Genomic DNA, 22531 nt, shown 5'->3' with positions numbered 1-22531 from the left:
AAAAAGTACAGCAATTGTTCATTTTAACAACATCAAAATAAAAAAGATAACAGATGTTTTAAATAAAGAAGTATTTAAAGTACAAAATTCTTTACTTGAAATAAACATTCCTTTAGGTGCTTTTAGGTTTATTGATATTGAGCTAGAGCAAGCATTGTAGTAAGAAATTATTCATAGATACAATTTATGTATCCGTAAAAACAAAGTAAACAGTAATCTTAAAGAACTTTACATATATAATCTTGTACTCTAAAATAAGAGGTTTTAATTTATAAAATGAGCATAAAAACATTGTTTTTTCTAATACTCTTTGTTGTTAATTTTCAGAGTTTTTATGCTCAGATAGATAACGAAGCTAATTTTTATACACTAGTTGCAAATGCCAACTATGATAAAAATTTAGTTTTAGATTATAATGTTGATAATAATTTTGTTACCAATGATAGTGCTAAATTAGAAGATGCCATCAATGATATTTCATCAAATGGAGGAGGAATTTTAACAATTCCATCTGGAAATTATTCTTTTGGAGAAGTAAATTTAAACTCTAATGTGCATATTAAAATTGATGAAGGAGTAGTAATTAGACCTTTTTATGAAATTCCTAGTGATGGAAAATTGAAAAATTATGCTATTTTTAAGTTGGGTAGTAATACAAACCCTATTCAAAATGTATCTATTACATCATCTTCAGAAAATAGGTTTACTATCGATTTAACACAAAATAACAATCCAAATGTAGCTGTGGTAAATTGTGAAAAAGTTTCAAATTTTATCATTTCAAATTTTAATGTAATTGATAGTTATACAAAAATTTCAGCGGTAACTTTTGGTGGAGATTTTTATAACGAAAATTATGTTTATCCAATAAACGGAATCGTAAAAAATATTGACATTCAGAATGCGCATTATGGTTATGGCGTTGTACAAACCCAGTCTGCAGAAAATATATTGTTTAAAAATTTATCAGGAACAGGTGGAGCAACATTGCGATTAGAAACAGGTTTTACCGGATTAAATGATTTACAAGGAACCAATTTGCCTTCAGGAGTAAAAAGAGTTGGTGGCATTCATAAAATTGTGGCAAGAAATATTTCTTCTAGAAATGGTAATTCAGCATTAATGATTTCTCCGCATGCGTTGCATAATGGCACTGTTGATGCAGAAGGTATTCAAAGTATAAGTTCTGGTTTTGCAGTAAGAGTAGAAGGAGGTTTTGTATCTAGTAAATATGATCAAACCATTGGATTAACAGATGGAACTTTTAAACATGTTCGTGTTAAAAATGTAACGGCAACTTATGGAGAAAATGCAGAGATTAAAAGCAAACATTTTAATTATTATCCCCCAGAAATTTCACCTCCAACAACACTGGCTAGCTATATTTCTAGCGATGAAACTAGTGTTTTTGTAGGTTCGTCAATTGTACCAGTATTAGTAGATACTAATTATACCTGTACAAATGGTCTAAAAACGGTGGTTATAGAAGAACCTGTTGTTGGTATTGGTTTTAAGTTTCAAGAAGTTATTATTCCTGCAGAATATTTAACGATAAATTGTGCTGCATTATCTGTTGATGATTATAAAACAGAACATAAAACAGGAGAGATTTTTCCGAATCCAGCTTCTAATTTTATCAATATAAAAAATAGTAAAAGCTTTAAAATAGCAACTATTTATAATGTTTCGGGGCAACTTATTAAAACAGTTGACGGTAAGAATTTTTTTACAAATGTAGATGTAAGTGGCTTAAAATCTGGAGTATATTTTGTGAATATTGATGCAGACACATCATCTTTTACAAGAAAGTTAATAATTAAATAAAAAGAGTAAAAATGAAATCACACTTTCTAAAATTACTATTTGTAGTTATTGCAATTGCCTTTGTTGGTTGTGCTAACAAGCATAAAGAAGTAGCTCAAGTTAAAAAATGCAATCAACCTAACATTATCTTATTTGTTGCAGACGATCATGGTATCGATGCCATTGGCGCTTATGGAAACTCTGTAATTAAAACACCTAATTTAGACCAGTTAGCTGCTGAAGGTGTAAAGTTTACAAACGCATATTGTACAAGTGCAAGTTGCGCTGCTAGTAGATCTGTAATTCTTTCAGGAAAATTTGGGCATGCAACTGGTTCTTATGGTCATGTGCATGATTATCATCATTTTAGTACGTATGATACAGAAACGTCATTACCATTAATAATGGAAAATGCTGGTTATAAAACCGCTAGAATTGGTAAGTATCATGTGGCACCAGAAAAAGTATATCACTTTAACCAAGTGTTAGAAGCTGATCCAAGAAATACGGTAGAAATGGCAGAACAATGTGCCGATGTTTTAAAGTCTGATAAACCTTTCTTGTTGTATTTCTGTACAGATGATCCTCATAGAGGACAGCCTTTTGAGCAAGAACAATGGGACACGCCTAACAATTTTGGGAATAAACCAGAAGGTTACAAAGGTGTAGAAACAGTTACTTACAATCCAGAAGATGTTTTAGTGCCTTCTTTTCTACCCGATACAAAACAGACTAGAGAGGAGATTGCGCAGTATTACCAAAGTATTTCTAGAATAGATCAAGGTTTTGGGGTGTTAATGAAAATGCTTAAAGATACTGGAAAAGCAGATAATACCATTGTAATTTATATTTCTGATAACGGAATGGCTTTTCCAGGTGCAAAAACAACGGTATATGAGCCAGGTATTAAGTTACCGTGTATTATAAAAGACCCTCTAAAAAACATTAAAGGAACAACAAATAATGCAATGATTTCTTGGGTAGATTTAACGCCAACTATTTTAGATATGGCAAAAATCGATTTTAAAAAGGAACAATTTCATGGTAAATCATTCAATCCTATTTTAGAGAAAACGAATCCAGAAGGTTGGGATGAAGTTTATGCGTCGCATACATTTCATGAAATAACGATGTATTATCCAATGAGAGTTGTAAGAAGTAAAAACTACAAACTAATTTGGAATGTTGCTTGGCGTTTAGAGTATCCTTTTGCATCCGATTTATGGGCGTCTTCTACGTGGCAAAGTATTTACAGAAATGACATCGAAAATTTTGGTCCAAGAAAAGTACAAGAGTATCTTTTTAGAGCAGAGTTTGAATTATATGATTTAGAGAAAGACCCAAATGAATTAAATAATCTAGCAAAAAAGAAAGAGTTTACAGTTGTTTTAGAAACGATGAAAACTAAAATGAAAAAATTTCAAAAAGATACCTCAGATCCTTGGATGATTATGTGGGGACACGATGCGTCATTACAAGGTACAGGAGTTAATTTATAAAATAAAGAATACATGAAAAATATCCTATTAAAAAGCATTACCGTTTTAGTTTTTATACTAACCATTGGTTGTAATGCAACAGAAATTATCAATATAAAACATGCCGAAGGAGATATGACTTTGGTAGTAAGAGAGGCTATTGAAGGTGCAAAAACCAAAGACATAAAATTAGTGTTCGAAAAAGGGAATTACTTTTTTAAAACAGATTATGCTATTGGTAAATTTTTATATGTTACAAATCATGGAAATGGATTTAAAAAAATAATTTTCAATTTTGAAGGATTTAATTCTGTAGCAATAGAAGGAAACAATTCTGAATTTATTTTTAGAGGTCAAGCTTTGCCATTCGTTTTTGATGGATTGAATAAAGTTGATGTGCAAAACCTAACAATAGATTGGGATATTCCTTTTTCTTTTCAAGGTGATGTTACTGCAGTGAATGAAAAAGAACAATGGTATGAATTAAAACCGTATACCAAAGGGTTTTCTTGGAAACTAACTAGAGGGAAAATTGAGTTCCCAGGAATTAACCATTTTAATTTTACTTCTTTAGGAAGTTCTTTGCCGCACAATAAAGAAACCAAAGCGGTAGATTATGGTGCTTGGGATAGTGGTTTGAACTCAAATTTTGTAGAAAAAAGACCCAATGGAATTTTACGTTTTTATAATAAAAATTTAAAAAATTATCCAAGAGTTGGTTCGGTTTTACAATCGAAAGGAGATAAATTAAACAACAGATACGCACCTGCATTTTTAACTAGAAATTCTAAAAACATTGAGTTTAATAAAGTTATAATTCACCATGCATTAGGAATGGGGTTTTTGTTTGAAAGATCAGAAGACATTCAAATTTTAAACTCAGGAATCTATATTAGAGAAGGTTCAGACAGAGTTATGTCTATTGTGGCAGATGCAACCCATTTTGCAAACTGTAAAGGAGATATTTTAATTGAAGGTTGCCGTTTAGAAGGCATGTATGATGATGGTACAAATGTACATGGAACCTATGTTGAAGTGGATAAAATTCTAAATAAAAAAACCATAAGAATCGCCTTAAAGCATGACCAACAGATGGGCTTTGAATTTGCAGGCGTAAATGATGAAGTTTGGTTTATAAAACAACCAAATCCTCAAAGAGCAGAAACAAATACTGTAACTTCTGTAAAAGTTATTAATGATTATTTTTCTGATATTACTTTTAAAAATGAAATTCCTGCAGATTTAAAAACAGGAGATATTTTAGAAAACAAAACGTGGAATCCTACATTTACAATGCGTAAAAATGTAATTAGAGATCACAGAGCAAGAAATATCATTATAAAAACACCTAAAAAAATTATTATAGAAGACAATGATTTGTCTTCAATGATGTCATCAATTATGTTACGAGGAGAAACTTTTTATTGGTTCGAATCTGGTAATGTAGAAGAAGTAATTATTAGAAATAATAGGTTTGTAGATTGTGCATACGGAGGTTCTGAACACGCTATTTTAAAAGTATCTCCAAGATTAGGGAAGACGTTTGATAGTACAATTACGTATGATAGAAATATCACTTTCGAGAACAATACCATAGAAACTTTTGGCAATAGAATTATTTGGGCAGATAGAGTTGATGGTTTGGTAGTTAAAGGAAATTCTATCAAACAAACACATACATTTAAACCACAATTTCCAAATGCCAATATGTTCGATTTGGTAAATTGTAAGAATGTAGAAATCTCAAATAACAGCTATTCGGGAGAGAATAAAAATACTTTGAAAACTGATAAAGTTTCAAAAACTTCCTTAAAAATTAAAAATAATAAAGGGTTTTCAAATTTATAAACGCTAAAAAATGAAAAAATCACTTCTAATACTATTTTTTTTTATTGGGTATGTTTCCTTGGCACAAGTAACAGTGAATGCTTTGTTTCAAGATCACATGGTATTACAACGTAATAAACCGATTGCTGTTTTCGGAAAAGCAGCTACAGAAAAACAAGTGGTAATTACTTTTAAAGGGAAAACCTACAAAGCAAAAGTAGAGAATAACAATTGGAAGTTTTTTTTAGATGAAACAGAAGCAGGTGGACCTTATACATTAAGTATTAAAGGGGAAAATGAAATTGTTTTTTCAGATATTTTAATTGGAGAAGTTTGGTTGTGTTCTGGTCAATCTAACATGGCAATGCAGATGAGAGGGAATTTTGGACAACCCATTAAAGGAAGTAATTTAGAAATTCTTAAAAGCACTAATCAAAATTTAAGACTGTTTACTGTTAAAAGAAATCTATCAAAAGAACCTGTAGAAAGTATTGAAGGAAATTGGCAATTAGCAGAACCTAAATCGGTGAAAGAATTTAGTGCAACAGCGTATTTTTATGGAAAAATGCTACAAGAAACCTTAAACGTTCCTGTGGGTCTTATTTGTGCTGCTTGGGGAGGAACTCCTGCTGAAGCTTGGACACCAAGTGAAATTATACATACACAATTTAAAGATTTTAAAGGTTGGAATAAAAATGAAAAATCACCACAAAAAAATCCTTCAGTATTGTATAACGGAATGATTCATCCTTTACAACCTTTTACTTTTAAAGGAGTGATTTGGTATCAAGGTGAAGGAAATAAAAATTATTATCAAAATTATACAGCCTTGTTTTCTTCTATGATAAAAAGTTGGAGACACAATTGGAATCAAGGAGATTTTCCATTTTATTTTGTGCAAATAGCACCTTTAGGTTGGGGTGGAGGTAACCAAGCATATCTTAGAGAAACGCAATTAAAAACGATGCAGTCTGTAAAAAATTCTGGAATGGCAGTTACTTTAGATATTGGTGAAAAATTTAATATTCATCCTGCAGAAAAACAAAAAGTAGGAGAAAGATTGGCACTTTGGGCTTTGGCAAAAGATTATGGATTTAAAGATATTGATTTTAGTGGTCCTGTTTATAAATCGATGAATGTTAAAGGAAACAAAGTTGTCTTAAATTTCGAATATGCTCAATTAGGTGTCACTTCATTGAATAAAGAATTAAATGATTTTGTAATCGCGGGAGAAGACAAAGTGTTTTATAAAGCTGAAGCAAAAATTAGTAAAGGAAAACTAGAAGTTTGGAGTGATAAGGTAACCAAACCTGTAGCTGTTCGTTATGGTTTTAAAGATTGGGTAGATGGCTCTTTGTTTAATAATGCAGGATTACCAGCTTCATCTTTTAGAACAGATAACTGGGAATCAATAGAAGTTAAAGAGTAAAAAATAGTAGCTTAATATATAAGATTTTAAAAAATAATTATGATTTCAAATAAAGGAAACCAAAGGATAATATCGATTTTAAAAAAAGGTGTTTTAGGTATCTTTTTTCTTTCTTCAATATTTGTAAATGCACAATCTTTAGAAAAAGAAGCACTTACTAAAATAAAGACTTTAGAGAAGTTAGTTAAAAAAGCAGAGAAAAATAATATTGATGTTTTAAAAGAAAAGACAACGATTAGAACTGCAGAAATATTTTTAAAATTTGCCAATTGGGACGAGAAAAATATAGATAAGAATACAGCACACTTTAAATTAGTGCAATCTTTTAATAAGGATGCCTCTAAAATGGCCAATGATTTGCCAACTTTCGAAAGAAAAGATGTGAATCTTATGTTAGACAAAGCGATTACAGAAATTACCTCACTAATTGCGAAGGAAACCTTTAGAAAACCAAGTCCGAATGTAGATTGGAGCAAAGTAAAAGTAGAAAAAGATCAACTTACCTTTAATAATAGACCTGTTTTTCTTGCTGATTATTCTTGGAAACCAAAAACCAAAGAACTTACGGAGTATCATGGAAATCTAGATGGTTTCTTTTTAACGCCAACTTATGTTGTAAAAGAAGATGGAACGGTAAATCCTAATAAAATGAAAGAATTAGGTTCTAAACCAGATAAAACTTTAGGTTTTATTTTTATGAATCATAAAGGAGTTCCTAAATGGTCTAAAGAAAAATACGGACCGAATTTTTCTATGCGTGAAGACACGTATACGGCGTATGATATAGACAACCCTGGCGCAAGATATATTCAAGAAAAACTCTTGGAAGAAGTTGTTCCTAAAATGGCAGGAAAAAACTTTAGTCAGTTAGGATATATGTTATGTAATGAGCCTCATTTTTATACCTATACAGATGCTAAAAAGAAAAAGTTGCCTTGGGCTTCTGGTGGTGTTTCTCACTTTACTATTGATAAATTTAAAGTTTGGTTGTCTCAAAAACATACAAATATCAGTGCTTTAAACGATACTTGGAAAACGAATTTTAAAAGTTATAATGACGTACAAATAGAGATTCCTATTGATATTAGTTTAAAAGGTTCTCCTATTTGGTTCGATTGGACTTCCTTTAATATGGATAGAGTTACAGACTGGTATTCATTTTTAAAATCAGAAATTAGAAAATATGATGCGGATGCCAAAGTGCATTTAAAAATTATGCCAAATCTTTGGACCGAAAACAAAAGAGTGCATGGAATCGATTTAGAAGCATTGACCGATTTAAGTGGAATTATAGGAAATGATTCTGGAGCAGATCACACGTATACTTGGGGAAAACCTCACGAATGGCAAAAAAAATATGCTTTCGAATGGAGAGAGCTTTGTATGGGATTTGATTTTATGAAATCTGTAAGTCCAAATAAAATTAATTTTAATTCAGAATTGCATTATTTATCAACCGTAAGATCTCGTAATTTATATTTAGACCCTAATTTTGCCAGAGCAACGTTTTGGTTAGCGCATAGTTATGGTATGGATGCAAGTCAGATTTGGTATTGGCCAAGAAATGCAGATGGTTCACCTTCTAAGAAAACAAAAAACGATAAAGGGTATGCAGGTTCTAACACGCAACAACCAAGAGTAACCAATGAAGTTGCCATGACGTTAATAGATCTAAATTCGTATTCAGAAGAAATAATGTCTATTCAAAGACAACGCAAACCTGTACGATTATTCTATTCTAAAACATCTGCAATCAATAAAAATAAACATATGGATGATCTTTTTCATTTGTATGAAGGTTTAAATTTTGAAGGGTTTTCTTTAGGATTTGTTACAGAAAATATCATCAAAAAACAAGATGCTAAAAATTGGGATGTTGTGGCTGTTTTTAAAACTCCTTTTGTTACAAATGATGAATTAAAAGTACTACAAACCTATTTAAATAATGGAGGAACCGTACTTGTTGATGATAAAAGTTTACTAAAAAATGAATATGGTAAAGAACTTTCTGGTTTAACTGAAGGTAAAGGAACGCTTGTTCAATTGAATTCAGTTGATAAAATGAGAAACAAAATTTTATCAATCTTAAAAGAAAGAAATCTACTTTCTGATGTTGTTCTCGAAGAAACAAATGCCATTGGTACAAAAGGTTGTATTTGGAAAGTGGTGAAAAATGAAAAAGGAAACGATGTGTTGTCGGTTGTAAATGTGGGTAAATCAGATGCTTCATTAAAAATAACCTTAAAAGGAAGTACAAATATTATTTGTAAAGATTTAATAAAAGGAATACCGGTTTCATCAACACCAACGTTAAAACCACATGAAGTTTATTTTGTTGAGGTAATTTCTAAAAAATAAAAATATGAAAAAAGATACATTTTTTCCAATCATTTTGTTGTTTATATTGTTTTCTTGTACTACTATTTCTCAAGAAAATAACGAAGTACAGGTTGTTTTATTAGCAGGACAATCTAATATGGCAGGCGCAGGAAATTTTGATGATTTAGATGATGCAATTAAAAAAAGAATAGACAAAGTGTCTGATCGGGTTTTTGTGAGTCAATCTAATACTGCACAAACACCTTTATCATATTATAAAAATAAACCGAGTGAAAAATACAAATTCAAGAAGCGTTTTGGGCCGGAATTATTAATAGGCTTAACGTTGGCAGAGAAATATCCGAAGAAAGAATTTTTGTTGATAAAACACGCAAAAGGAGGTACTGCTTTGTATGGTGCTTGGAATCCAGATTGGACTCTTGAAAAAGCGAAAGAAATTGAAAAAGGTGAAAAAAAACAAAGCTGGAATTTAGTGCAACAATACTTTAATTTCATCAATGAAAATTTAACCATTTTAAAAGAAAAAGGGAAGTCTTATAAAATTATTGGCATGACTTGGATGCAAGGAGAAAATGATGCTATTTTAGAAGTTGCCGCAAATAGTTATGCTCAAAATTTAAAAAAGTTAATTTTAAAATACAGAACTACTTTTAATGAGAAGAACATGCCTTTTGTATTCGGACAAATTAATTCTAGATACGGAGTAAAAGATGGTGCAAAAACCGTGAGAGCTCAAATGGAAAAAGTACCAGAAATGCTTCCTCATGTTAGCTTGATAAAAACAGCAACAGACACAAGTTGGTCAGATTTTCCAAAAAATTCGGATAATGTGCATTACAATGCCGAAGGACAAAAAAGATTGGGAATTGCCTTTGCTAAAGAATTAATAAAACTATCAAATAAATAATAAAATGAAAAAACAATATTCTTATTTTGCACTTAGAATTTTATGTATTCTAATGTTAGCAACAACTTTTACTGCTTGCAGTCAAAAGGAAAAAGAAGTTAAAAAACCTAATATCTTATGGGTTATTGCAGAAGATTTATCCCCATTTATGGGCGTTTATGGAGATTCTATTAATAAAGGGCACACGCCTGTAATTGATAAATTAGCAGCGGAAGGTGTTTTGTTTAAACGCGCTTATGCAACTGCACCAGTATGTTCTGCAAGTAGATCTGCATTTATAACGGGTGTTTATCAAACTACAACTGGTACGCACAATCATAGGTCAAATAGATATACCGATGGCGAAATTGTACCAGATAATTTAAAAATTCGATTGCCAGAAGACATGGAAACAATTCCGGAATTGATGAAAGCAGCTGGATACTTTACTTTTAATAGTGGTAAAGATGATTATAATTTTCATTATGATAGAAGAGCGTTGTATGATGTTGGAACAAAAGAAAACTACAAGGCAGGAATGAATGGATGGCAAGGAAATTTTGCTATTGATTACATGACTGTTGATGACCATGTCTGGAATGCAAGAAAAGATAAGAATCAACCTTGGTTTGGACAAGTAGAAATTATGGGTGGTAAAAAAGATTACCAATACGTAAGAGAAGGCGAAAAATTAGATACGTATAGTGTGCCAATGCCAACGTATTTTCCGGATAAAAAATCTCAAAGAGAAGCTTGGACTCAACATTATAATGCCAATAGAGGCTCTGATGTAACTTTGGAAAAAATCATTAAACAATTAAAAGCAGATGGAGAATTCGAAAATACCATTATATTTTTCTTTTCAGATCACGGAAGCAATTCGTCCTTAAGACACAAACAATTTTGTTATGAAGGCGGTTTGTTGGTTCCTTTAATTATAAAGGGAAATAATCCTGCTTTAAAAGCAGGAACTGTAAGAAATGATTTGGTTTCTTTATTAGATGTTTCTGCAACTACATTGGCTTTAGGTAAAGCAAAAATGCCCTCTTATTTAGTAGGACAAGATTTATTTGCTAAGAATTATAAAGAAAAAGAATATGTAATTGGAGCAAGAGATAGATGTGATTATACTATTGATAGAATTAGATCTGTGGTTTCTGAAGATTACCGATATATTCGTAACTATTTTCCGGATAGACCTATGTTACAAGCAGGTTACAGAGACAATAAAAAAATTGTAAAAGACTTAAGAGCGTTGCACGAAAAAGGAGCATTAACACCTTATCAAGATGAGTTTTGGTTTGGAGTTCGTCCTACAGAAGAGTTGTATGATTTAAAGAAAGATCCAGATCAAATGAATAATTTAGCGTTGAATGCTGATTTTGATAAAGTCTTAAAAGAACATAGAACTGTTTTAGAGAATTGGATTAAAGAAACAGGTGATAAAGGGCAGTTTCCTGAAGATTCTGCACAATTAAAAGCAACGTATGACATGTGGAAAGACAGACCAAGATTTCGTGATGCAAAAGTAAACCCAGAATACGATCAGTTTAAAAAATAAAAGGAAAGAACTTCGTAAGAACGCAAGTTTATAAGAGAATCGTGTTTACAAAAACGTTGTAAATGCGATTCTTTTTTGTGCGTTAAAATTATATTTTTCTACTAATAAAGACATTTTATAAACGTATACATACAACTATTTTAATATTTTGAAGTTTCTTCGTTAAAAATTAAATAATGCAAATATGAAATCTCAGCGCATCAAAAATGTTTGTATAATAGCTTTATTACTATTTACATTTTCTACATTTAGTCAAAACACATCAGAAAAACCAAATGTATTGTTTATTATGGTAGATGATTTAAATGATTGGGTAGGTGCATTTGGTGGAAATCCTCAGACAAAAACTCCCAATATTGATGCACTAGCAAGTAAGAGCACCATTTTTAAAAACGCGTATTGTGCTGCACCTTTATGCAATCCTTCTAGAACTAGTATCATGACGGGTTATAGACCCTCAACAACTGGCGTTTATGGAAATTCAGAAGTTTTTAGAGAGGTACATGGATTTGAGAAAACAGTTACAATTCCACAATACTTTGAGCAAAATGGTTATAAAACTGCAGCAGCAGGAAAAATATTTCACAGTCCGAGAGGAAATGGAAAAGAACCCAAAGAAGGTAGTGATCCTGGTTCTTTTCAACAAGAAAGAAAAGGTGGTTTAGGTGGCACTTATCCGGATAAAAAAGACTTGCAATCTCATGGTTTAAATCTTAAAAAATACGGTGTAAAAGGTTCTTTCTTAAAATCTTTTGATTGGTTTCCTGTTGATGTTTCTTTAGAAGACAATAATGATTTTGAATCGGCAGATTATGCTGCTAAATTCTTACAAGAAAAACACGATAAACCTTTCTTTTTAGCTTGTGGAATTTTTAGACCGCATTTACCTTGGTTTGCTCCAAAGTAGTTTTTTGACATGTATCATTTAGAAGATATTAAACTTCCAGAAACTTTAAAAAATGATTTGGATGATGTTGGTAAAATGGGACAAAGAATGTCGAAAAGATCTGTGCATCAATCTGTAGTAGAACATGGTAAATGGAAAGAAGCAGTAAGAGCTTATATGGCAAATATTTCTTTTGCAGATGCTTGTGTTGGTCATTTATTAAACGGTCTCAATGAAAGTAAATACGCAAAAAACACCATTATTGTTTTAATGGGAGATCATGGGTGGCATTTAGGAGAAAAAGAACATTGGTCTAAAAATGTGTTGTGGGAACGTTCTGCAAAAACTCCTTTATTAATTTTTGATCCAAGAGATGGAAAAGGTAAAGTAAGTACTTCAATTGTTTCTTTACTAGATGTGTATCCAACGTTAGTTGAAATGGCAAATTTACCAGAGAAAAAAGACTTGGAAGGTAAAAGTATGTACGATTTGGTGAAAAATCCTACCAAAGAAGTTAAAGAATATGTGTTAACATCTAAAGACAAAGGTTTACACAGTTTAAGAAATAAAAATTACAGATATACAGTTTATAAGGATGGTTTTGAAGAGTTGTACGATCATAGAAACGACCCAAATGAATGGCATAATATTGCCCAAATTGCTACTAACAAAATAACGATAGAAAAATTTAGAGCAGCATTAAAAAATATTTTGAAATAATATTCACCACACACCATTTTAAAATGATTAAAAATTTAAGAAATATAAGTTTATGTATAGTCCTCATAACTTTTTTTGTAGCCTGTAATAGCTTAAAAAAAGAAACATCAAAAGAATCTAAAAAACCCAATATTATTTTTGTTTTGGTAGATGATTTAGGCTATGCAGATGTTGGTTTTAATGGCTCAACATATTTTGAAACGCCAAATATAGATGCGTTGGCAAACGAAAGTTTGGTGTTAGATAATGCGTATATGTATCCAACTTGTTCGCCTTCTAGAACTGCAATTTTTACAGGAAAACAATCTTTTAGAACGGGCGTTTATACAGTGCCGGTTTTAGAAAAAGGAGATGATCAAGAAAATATTTTTTCTCGTTGGACGGTTGGTAAAGAACATCCTATTTATGCAGAACCTTTGGCAGAAGCAGGTTACAAGTCGATTCATTTAGGAAAATGGCATATTGTTGGCCCTTATCCGAAGAAAGAATTGGCAAAAGAATATCCTTTAAAAGAAAAATTAAATCAACCAGATCCAGGAGATTACTCTTGGGTGGCAACTCATAAAACACCAGGAATTCAACAATATTATCCAGAAGGAAGAGGTTTTTTAAAAAATGTAGGTGGAACTTTTAGAGGAGATCCAGCTTTAGAAGCAGGTGGTTATAAAAGTGTAGCTGGTGGTTATTGGGCGCCTTTTAGCAATCCGTTTATAGAGAAAAAACCTACAGATAATTGGCTTACAGATCGGTTAACTGATGACGCCATTGCCTTTATGGATGCACACAAAGAAGGTCCTTTTTTAATCAATTTAAATTATTACGCAGTTCACAGACCTATTAGATACAGAAGTAAAGAATTGTATCAAAAATACTTTGACAAACCGGGTGATTCAATTACGGGTCAGGGTTTGCATACTAAGAAAAAGAAGCATGAATATTTTGCAAGTTATGCAACCATGGTAGAATCTGTAGATGATAATATAAAACGTATTGTAGATTACTTAGATGCGAATAATCTTAGAGAAAATACGGTGATTATTTTTACATCAGACAACGGATTTCATAGCATGGCAAGTGCCAATGATTTAATGTGTGGAGCAAAAGGATTTATTTATGAAGGCGGAATTAAAGTGCCAATGTTCATTAATTATCCCAACAAAGTTAGTCCAAGAAGAAGTGATGTTGCTGTGAGTGGATTGGATGTTTTTCCAACGTTAATGAATTTAGCAAATATTCATGATTTTAATGGAACTTTAGATGGTAATTCAATGACAGATTTGTTTGCTAAAGACGATAAAAAACTATCAGAAAGACCATTGTTTTGGCATTTAGCAAGTCGTTATAAACACGGAACATGTTCTGTAATTAGAAAAGGAGATTATAAGTTAATTCAGTTTTTGGCAGACGGAAAATTAGAATTATACAACTTGGTTGATGACCCGAAAGAATCAAAAGATTTATCAAATATCGAATTAAAAACGACTCAAAATTTATTAGGAGAATTAGTTTCTTGGAGAAAGGCAAACAAAGTTCCATTACCACCAAATTCAGTTTTACCTTTTTAAAAAGAATTATCGTTAGAATAAACCCAAAAAGACCTTATGATTTTGTTGGGTTTTTTATTTAAAATTATTTACAGACACATAAAAAGTATCCACAAAAACAATAAACCTTCTATATTCTCCTAATATTGATGAAGTGTAAACAGAAACTTGATTATTATGAAAAGAAGAGATTTTTTTAAAAAAGGAGCAACAGGTGTTTTGGCAGCATGTTTGTTACCTATAACAGGATCTGTAATGGCAATAAATTTAGAGACTGGAGAAGAACAATTTATTCATTTTGATGCACCAAATGGAATTCATAATTGGAAAAGTTGAGGAATCGCTTTTAAAAAAGGTGCAGATATTTTTAAAAACACAAACGGAACTGTAAATGATTGGGCAATAGTTCAGCGAATGACTTTTTATGTTGAAAATGGGCATCCAACGCATTTTTTATTTTCAGTAATTGATGTAAATAAAGGAAAAGACAGACCAAAAGATAACCGTGGAAGTAAAATTGTAATTGTTCCTTTTGATGGAAAGGCTTTTGATAAGTATATGCTGCATAAAATAAAAGACGAATAAATAAAATTTAATACACCTATATTATTCTAGAGAAATATGCTATTTTGGAGTATAAAAAGTAATTGTCAATTCAATATTTAATTATTATTTAAATGAAAAAACATATAATATTCTCAATTTTATTTTTGTTTACAATAATTGGCTTTAGTCAAGAAAAACCCAATATTGTCTTTTTATTGGTTGATGATTTAGGTTTTGCAGATTTTGGCTGTTATGGTGCTAAATTTAATGAAACGCCAAACATAGATAAATTAGCAAGTCAGGGTATGTTATTTAACAATGCGTATGCAGCTGCCACAGTTTGTTCGCCTTCTAGAGGCGCTATTTTAACAGGACAATATCCTGCAAGAACCCATCTTACAGATTGGATTACAGGACACGAGTTTCCAAATGCAAAGTTGTCGGTTCCTGATTGGAATACACGAATTGAACATCAATTAACTACCTTACCAGAAGCATTAAAAGAAGGAGGGTATGCAACAGCTTTTTTTGGAAAATGGCATTTAATGCCTTCTAATCAGCCTGATTTTGAAGAACATTACCCAACCAATCACGGATTTGACATTAATGTTGGCGGAAAAGAATGGGGACAACCCAAAGGAAAAGGGAAATACTTTTCTCCTTTTGAAATGCCTAATTTAGATGATGGTAAGCCTGGAGATTTTTTAACGGATAAGTTAACAGATGCTGCGCTTCATTTTATAGATACTACAAATAAAAAGAACCCTTTTCTATTGTATTTCTCTTATTACACAGTGCACGGGCCTATTATGTGCCCGCCTAATTTAGAAGAAAAATATAAAGAAAAAGCTACAAATTTAACCAATTCAAAAAATGAATACATCAATCCTAAAAGAGCAGGAATGGTGGAAGCATTAGACAATAGTGTGGGGAGACTTGTTAAAAAGTTAGAGGAATTAGGGGTTTCAGAAAACACAATTATTGTGCTTACTGGAGATAATGGTGGTAATTTTGATGAGACAACTGGAGGTTTAAAAGGTTATAAAGGTTTTTCACATGAAGGTGGCGTTAGAGAACCTTTACTTGTAAAATGGCCAGGAAAAACAAAAGCAGGTTCTGTAAGTGATGAGGTAGTTCTTGGAACAGATTTTTATCCAACATTCTTAGATGTTGCTAATTTACCATTACGTCCAAATGATCATAAAGATGGAATAAGCATGCTTCCTTTGCTCAATGGAACTTCAAAAAAATTAGATAGAGACACTTTTTATTGGCATTATCCTCATTATCATAGAACCAAACCTTATGGAGCTATTCGTAAAGAAAATTTTAAATTAATTGAATTTTTTGAAGATGGAAAATTAGAATTATACGACCTTTCAGTAGATCCAAACGAAACGAATAATCTGGCTATAAATCAACCTGAAATAGCAACGAATTTACTTCAAAATTTAAAAGAATGGAGAATTGCTGTTGGTGCACAAATGATGACAGAAAATCCGAATTATGACGTTGAAAAAGCAGCTTTCAAAAGGAAAAATAAAGGAATGTAAATTCCGTTTTAAAACAAATAATTTTTAAAATACAAAAGGTTTAATTTCAAAGAGGAGTTAAGCCTTTTCTGTTTTTAGCAGTCTAAATTTTGAATATAAATTCACAAATACATTTCTTTTACGCAATCACACATATTTAGTGAATATGTATTTGATCTTTGAAGAAATTAAAATACAAAAAATGGATATCAAAAAAACTTCTTGTTTTTGTTCCTCAAAATGGATACAATCGGTGCTCACGACTGTAATTTTATTTACAGGAAATATATTGTTTGCTCAGAATTTTCATACAGAAGGCAATGGAATCAGAAATGCTGTTACTGCAAATGTAAACGGAAAAACAGTACTTTATTTTTCTGAATTAGCAGGTACTATTTCTGCATATACTATTGAAGGAAAAAAAATATGGGAAGCTAAAACAGACAAACCTGCTGTTCTTTTCGAAATAAATACAGTTGATGTAAATAATGATAAAAATGACGATTTATTAGCCGCAAGTGGCGATGGAAATATTTACTGTTGGGATAGTTCAGGTAAATTATTATGGAAATTCAATCCAGGTCATAAAGTCCGATTTTCTGAAATTGCAGTGGTAAATAACGATGATAAGGTTCAAGTTTTTGCTGGTGGAAATGATTATACATTGTACGAGTTAAATGATGAAGGAAAATTAGTTTCGAAAACAAAGATAGAAGGCGTTGTTCGAAAAATAGAAGCCGGAAATTTTATTGATTCAGAGAAACAATCATTGTTTTTAATGACGTATAATCATGATAAATTTCGTTGGGAATTTATGGGTTTTCTAGATGCTGAAAGCAAAGAAGTAATTAAAAATGTTACTTATAATGATAAAAGATTACAAGATTTACGAAAAGCCATGGTAACTGATATCACCATTTCTGATATCAACAACGATAAAAAAGACGATGTTTTGTTTTTTGCAGATATTTCTTTCACACCTTTTATGACGGCTTTAGATTCAGATTTTAATGTCTTGGCAAAGTTTAAAGCGACAAAAAAAGAATCTCAACGTTACGGTCATTCACAAGGAACATTTTTATCAAACAGAAAAGAAATTATGTTTCAACATGGAGGTATTTTGTTTGTGTTGGATGCAAAGGGGAAACTAATTGATACTTCAGGGAAAAGATATGGAGGCATGGTTTATAGCGATTTTGTTTTTGATTCAAAATCAAATCAATTAATAGCTGCAGGAGAAGTTGATGGAGGAAATGGGGTTTATTTTTATGATGTAAGTAAAAATAAATGGTGGAATGCCAATCAGAAAAAACAAGGTAGAATGTTAGAAGTTGAACAAAACTTAAATACATTATACCAACAAACTTTAAATTTTAAAACGCCTACATATCAACAAAAATCAGACAAAGATTGGGTAATGATTACTTCTAAAGAAGTTGATGAGAAAGTAAATAAACTAGATGGACAAGATATTAAATTCGTAATTCAGAAAGCACCTAAAGAAAGCACAGATCGTGCTTATTTAGTGAAAATTATAGGTAAAGACGCATTAAAAAAAGACAAACGAGGCAAATACCAAGATTCTAGAGAAGACATTGTGCAAATGGCTAGAAAATATGAAAAAGAAGGTCAGCCTTTTACATTTTGGGCAGGTCATGGAAACGACCCTTTTTACATTCAAATAGAAACTTTAGAACAAATCTTAGAAGTTGCACCAACTACTTGCTATGGTTTTGTGTATGCAGAAATGGATAATGTAGATGATCCAAGAGTACAACATTTTGTAAATGCATATTTGCCTCGTTTGGCAAAAGCCATCAGAAAAAATAATAAAGCTAAATTATATTTCAGATATAAAAATATGTTTTGGGCGGCAACTTCGCATTTACCACTTTGGAAAGAGATGTTTTTCTCGGGAAAATATAGCGATATTTTGGTTCCAGCATCGGAAGATACAAGCAATCGTATTCAAGATTTAAATTTAGCAGGACGAGTAGGAATGCATTCTGGAGGATATGTAAATGATTTTGCAATGCGTTTGATTGACGACAATCCAACAAGTTGGAGACCATTATCTCCTGGAGGACAAAATTCAATATCTCCTTATTTAAGACAAGGCGTTATCATGGCTGCTTATGGTGCGCGTTACGGAATTGTAGCAAACAATAATTTTACAGAAGAACCTGGATTAAACGTGTTGTTTGCCTTAATGAAATCTGGAGTTTTGCCAATTGTTGATAAAGAAGATATACTTTCAATTGGTTCTTGGCATTTGATAAAAGAAGTGGATGAACATTTAATTCATTCTGTTGATAATCATCATAATTTAAAACAATACAAAAAGGATGATGACAATGCTATTTTTTCTGTCGGACAAATGCATTGGGCAGGAACTAACATTCCAGAATATGACTATTCAAACGCAGCTTTGGGTGTAAAATATCGTTGGTTAAGTTATATGCCAGAAATGCCTCATGGAATGGTTCCTATTGCTCCAATTGAATCAAAATCCATGGTTGAAAAACAAGGCAAACCTTATTTTGTTTCCAATGGAAAAGTTGGTGTTAATGGTGATAAAAAAATTCCTGCCAATCAATTTGGTGTAATAATAAAAAGCACGGTTTCTAAAGGTGAAAAAAACTTGGCAATTGTGGTAAAAGGAGCTTCTTGGAGTGTGCTTAAATTAGATGAAAATCATGCAAGAATTATTTTGGTAGATCCAGGGTATTTAGATCCACAAAAAAGAGAAGTAACGATCCTTTTTCAAACAAAACAACCTAAAAGAGCGATGGATGTTTTAAGTAAAGAAGAATTAAAAATACACCAAAAATTAATTAAAACTACGGTTCCTGGGGGTTCATTACGTTTTATTGATATCACTTATTAAAAGAGAATTATGAAAGTATTTAGTTTTAAATTTTTTATCATTTTTTGTTTCATTTATAGTATTCAAATGAATGGGCAAGAAAAGAAACCCAATATTGTTGTTATTATGGCAGATGATATTGGCATGGGAGATATTGGTTATTATAGCAAAATTAGAACGGGTAAAACTCCTGTTGTGCCAACTCCTAATTTAGATAAAATAGCAAAAGAATCGATGCGTTTTTCAGATGCACATTCGCCAGCACCATTATGTGCACCCACACGGTTTTCTATGTTAACAGGGAATTATACGTATAGAAATAAAAGATCTTTTGGCGTTTGGACTCCAGATGCAGATGCGCTAATTGATTCTAATAATTTTACAACAGTTGCAAGAATTGCAAAAAGTGGAGGTTATACAACTGCTTTCTTTGGTAAATGGGGTTTAGGGGGTTCTTGGATAAAAGAAAAAGGGACGAAAGTAGATTTCTCTGAAGAAAATGCAGGTGCATTAACATACGGATTTGATTATGCGCTAGAATTACCTGAAGGATTACAAAATGAACCTTATGCTTTTTATGAGAATCAAAAATGGATGAAATTAAAACCGAATTCAGTTTTAAAAGATTTGGATGCTGTTCAAACAGGTTATGCGTATGCTAAAAAACACAAAACAAGAGGTGTGGTATTGGAGATTCTAATTGGAATCCTGCAGATGTTGGATTCATTTTAGCGGATAAAGCTGTAAAATATATTGAAAGACAAAAAAGTGATATTCCTTTTTATATGTATTACTGTAGTCAAGCAGTTCATATTCCGCATACACCACCAGTTAGTTTTAATAATCAAAAGGTAAAAGGAAGTACACCAGGTTATCACGAAGATATGATTTATGAATTAGACCTACAAGTAGGAATGATTGTTGAAGCTTTAAAAAAATCTGGAGCGTATGAAAACACCTTGTTTATTTTTACTTCGGATAATGGAGGATTAGGGTTTGATAAAGGAATGATAAAAGCTGGACACGATGCTAGTAATGGAATGGAAGGTAAAAAAGGGTCTATTTTTGAAGGTGGACATAGAGTACCGTTTTTTGCAAGTTGGCCAGGGAAAATAACACCTAATACGGAATCTAATGAGCCAATTATTGGACATGATATTGTAGCGACAGTTGCAGCATTATCAAATCAAGAACTAGATAAAACCAAAGTCTTTGATTCTGCGAATTTATTACCATATTTTTTAGGTAAATCAGATGGAAAAGCGCATCAATATTTAATGCACCAATCTGCAGGAGGGCCAACTTATGCAATTAGAGATGGCGATTTTAAGTTGATAATGAACTTAGGGAGTAAAGGGAAAACAAGTAAAGAAGTAAAAAGTAAAGGAGTTATTTTATCAAAGTTAACACCAACACATTTATTCAATTTAAAAGATAATTTAAATGAAGATGAATCTAAAAATTTACTTGATAATCCGAAGTGTAAAACTAGGGTTGTAACAATGCTTGCAAAATTTAAAGAATTAAGAAAAACGAAAGCAGCAACAGTATCTTATTAAATAATAATAAAATAATTTAAGAAATGAAATTAAGAGTAATACTAGTATTTTCTATGGTTTGTGCAATCTCTTTTGTGAGTTGTACTGGTCAAAAAACAGTTACAAGTAAAAAAGATGTTGTTTCTAAAACAGCTCAAAAACCCAATTTAGTCATCATTCATACAGATGAACATAACTTTAGAACCATAAGTGCGTATCAAAAGTTATTACCGGAAGAGCAAGCTTTTGTTTGGGGAAAAGGAAACAATTCTAAAACACCAAATATTGATAAAATAGGAAATGAAGGAGCGATTGCTACAAGTTATTATTGTGCAGCACCTGTTTGTACGCCATCAAGAGCTTCTTTGGTTACAGGTTTGCATCCAGGAGCTACAGGAGCACCAAAAAACGGAATGCATATTAGTGAAGATATTCCAACTTTTGCTACAATTTTAAGAGATCAAGGTTATGCAACTTCTTATGTAGGGAAATGGCATTTGGCAGGTCATGAAAAATACACTTTCGGAATTAAATACAAAGCAGGTTTTGAAGATAATCAGTATATGATGCGAGGTGGGCATGCACCTTATTTTCATATAAAAAATGGAAAATTTAAAGGAATCAATGAAAATAATGCTGCTAAATTACCAAAAGAAGAAGTAATTCATTTAACAGAATTCTTTACAGATAAAACCTTAGAAATTTTAGAGCGAGATAAAAACAAACCTTTTGCATTAATGCTTTCTATTCCAGATCCGCACACGCCAGATTATGCAAAACCTCCTTACAATACCATGTATAAAGATTTAAAAATTGAAGCTCCTAAAACAATGGGGCCAAAATATACTGCAATTAAACCAGCTTGGGCAGGTGGAGGAAACAAAAACGACAACAATGAAGCGATTGGTAAAAAAGCATTTACGAAAGAGAAAAATGCGTTAAAGCAATACTTTGGTATGGTAAGTCATATTGATGATAGTGTTGGTAGAATTCTTCAGTTTTTAGAAGACAACAATCTAACAGAAAATACCATTGTAGTATTTACGTCTGATCACGGGGATATGTTTTTTGAACATAACAGACGTAACAAAGGCGTGCCTTATGAAGGATCTGCCAGAATTCCGTTTTTAATTCGTTATCCAAAGAAAATTCCTTCAGGAAAAGTGTTAAATACAGCATATACCAATGTAGATTTTGCACCAACTATTTTAAGTTTGATGAATGTAAAAACCGATGCTAAATTCCAAGGTTTAGATACTTCAGATGATTATACAAACAATAAAAAAGAAATTACTAGTGATCGGATTACCTATTTCGCCAAGTCTGGCGGATGGTGGGCAGCAGCAGTAACTGATAGATATAAGTTGGTGATTGATAAAAAAGAAAAACCATATTTATTCGATTTACAGAAAGATCCAGATGAGTTGATAAACTTCTATTACGATAAAGAATATGCTGCTATTGCAAAAAAGATGCAAACAGAATTGTTTAAGCAAATGAATGAATATGATGAACCTGGTTTAAAGATGAATCAGAAATATATTACAGAATAAATACAATTCTTTAAGGTAAAAT

General features: G+C 31.6%; 15 protein-coding genes and 1 pseudogene. All 16 read left to right on the top strand.

From position 1 onward, the window contains the following. Nucleotides 1-276 precede the first annotated feature (276 nt). The 16 genes and pseudogenes from ACSHW5_RS05930 to ACSHW5_RS05855 all read left to right on the top strand — a co-directional run bounded on the left by ACSHW5_RS05930 (nt 277) and on the right by ACSHW5_RS05855 (nt 22509). Nucleotides 277-1824 (top strand): T9SS type A sorting domain-containing protein, encoded by a 1548-nt coding sequence (locus tag ACSHW5_RS05930; protein WP_435675193.1) that lies wholly within the window; start codon nt 277-279, stop codon nt 1822-1824. An 11-nt stretch (nt 1825-1835) separates the two neighbouring features. After that, complete coding sequence (locus tag ACSHW5_RS05925) at nt 1836-3302, top strand: sulfatase family protein (RefSeq protein WP_435675192.1); 1467 nt, start codon at nt 1836-1838, stop codon at nt 3300-3302. Between the two features lie 12 nt (nt 3303-3314). Further along, nucleotides 3315-5129, top strand: coding sequence for an alpha-1,3-galactosidase-related protein (locus ACSHW5_RS05920; RefSeq protein ID WP_435675191.1), 1815 nt, complete (start codon nt 3315-3317; stop codon nt 5127-5129). 10 nt (nt 5130-5139) lie between these two features. Continuing rightward, on the top strand, nt 5140-6537 hold the full coding sequence (locus ACSHW5_RS05915; protein WP_435675190.1) for a sialate O-acetylesterase: 1398 nt from the start codon (nt 5140-5142) through the stop codon (nt 6535-6537). Between the two features lie 39 nt (nt 6538-6576). After that, complete coding sequence (locus ACSHW5_RS05910; RefSeq protein WP_435675189.1) at nt 6577-8895, top strand: beta-galactosidase; 2319 nt, start codon at nt 6577-6579, stop codon at nt 8893-8895. Nucleotides 8896-8899: 4 nt separating this feature from the next. Continuing rightward, nucleotides 8900-9784 carry a sialate O-acetylesterase gene (locus tag ACSHW5_RS05905; RefSeq protein WP_435675188.1) on the top strand — a complete coding sequence of 295 codons (885 nt, stop codon included), beginning with the start codon at nt 8900-8902 and terminating at the stop codon, nt 9782-9784. 4 nt (nt 9785-9788) lie between these two features. Continuing rightward, a complete protein-coding gene (locus ACSHW5_RS05900) occupies nt 9789-11324 on the top strand; it encodes a sulfatase family protein (RefSeq protein ID WP_435675187.1) in 1536 nt (511 codons plus the stop codon). 184 nt (nt 11325-11508) lie between these two features. After that, nucleotides 11509-12930, top strand: a pseudogene (locus tag ACSHW5_RS05895) (sulfatase). Between the two features lie 23 nt (nt 12931-12953). Beyond that, nucleotides 12954-14495 carry a sulfatase gene (locus tag ACSHW5_RS05890; protein WP_435675186.1) on the top strand — a complete coding sequence of 514 codons (1542 nt, stop codon included), beginning with the start codon at nt 12954-12956 and terminating at the stop codon, nt 14493-14495. Nucleotides 14496-14651: 156 nt separating this feature from the next. Then, nucleotides 14652-14810, top strand: a complete 159-nt coding sequence (locus tag ACSHW5_RS05885) for a hypothetical protein (protein WP_435675185.1) — start codon at nt 14652-14654, stop codon at nt 14808-14810. A 78-nt stretch (nt 14811-14888) separates the two neighbouring features. Next, nucleotides 14889-15059: a hypothetical protein gene (locus ACSHW5_RS05880; protein ID WP_435675184.1), complete on the top strand. Its 171-nt coding sequence runs from the start codon at nt 14889-14891 to the stop codon at nt 15057-15059. A gap of 92 nt (nt 15060-15151) precedes the next feature. Continuing rightward, on the top strand, nt 15152-16573 hold the full coding sequence (locus ACSHW5_RS05875) for a sulfatase (protein ID WP_435675183.1): 1422 nt from the start codon (nt 15152-15154) through the stop codon (nt 16571-16573). 181 nt (nt 16574-16754) lie between these two features. Then, complete coding sequence (locus ACSHW5_RS05870; RefSeq protein ID WP_435675182.1) at nt 16755-19439, top strand: hypothetical protein; 2685 nt, start codon at nt 16755-16757, stop codon at nt 19437-19439. Nucleotides 19440-19505: 66 nt separating this feature from the next. Further along, nucleotides 19506-20150 carry a sulfatase-like hydrolase/transferase gene (locus ACSHW5_RS05865; RefSeq protein ID WP_435675181.1) on the top strand — a complete coding sequence of 215 codons (645 nt, stop codon included), beginning with the start codon at nt 19506-19508 and terminating at the stop codon, nt 20148-20150. Nucleotides 20151-20203: 53 nt separating this feature from the next. Continuing rightward, nucleotides 20204-20977, top strand: a complete 774-nt coding sequence (locus ACSHW5_RS05860; RefSeq protein WP_435675180.1) for a sulfatase-like hydrolase/transferase — start codon at nt 20204-20206, stop codon at nt 20975-20977. Between the two features lie 23 nt (nt 20978-21000). Continuing rightward, nucleotides 21001-22509: a sulfatase family protein gene (locus ACSHW5_RS05855; RefSeq protein WP_435675179.1), complete on the top strand. Its 1509-nt coding sequence runs from the start codon at nt 21001-21003 to the stop codon at nt 22507-22509. Nucleotides 22510-22531 lie beyond the last annotated feature (22 nt).

The organism is Polaribacter sp. (assembly GCF_051251875.1).
Lineage (GTDB): Bacteria > Bacteroidota > Bacteroidia > Flavobacteriales > Flavobacteriaceae > Polaribacter.
The sequence above is the reverse complement of the archived record's forward strand: the minus strand, read 5'-3'. Positions and strand labels throughout refer to the sequence as shown.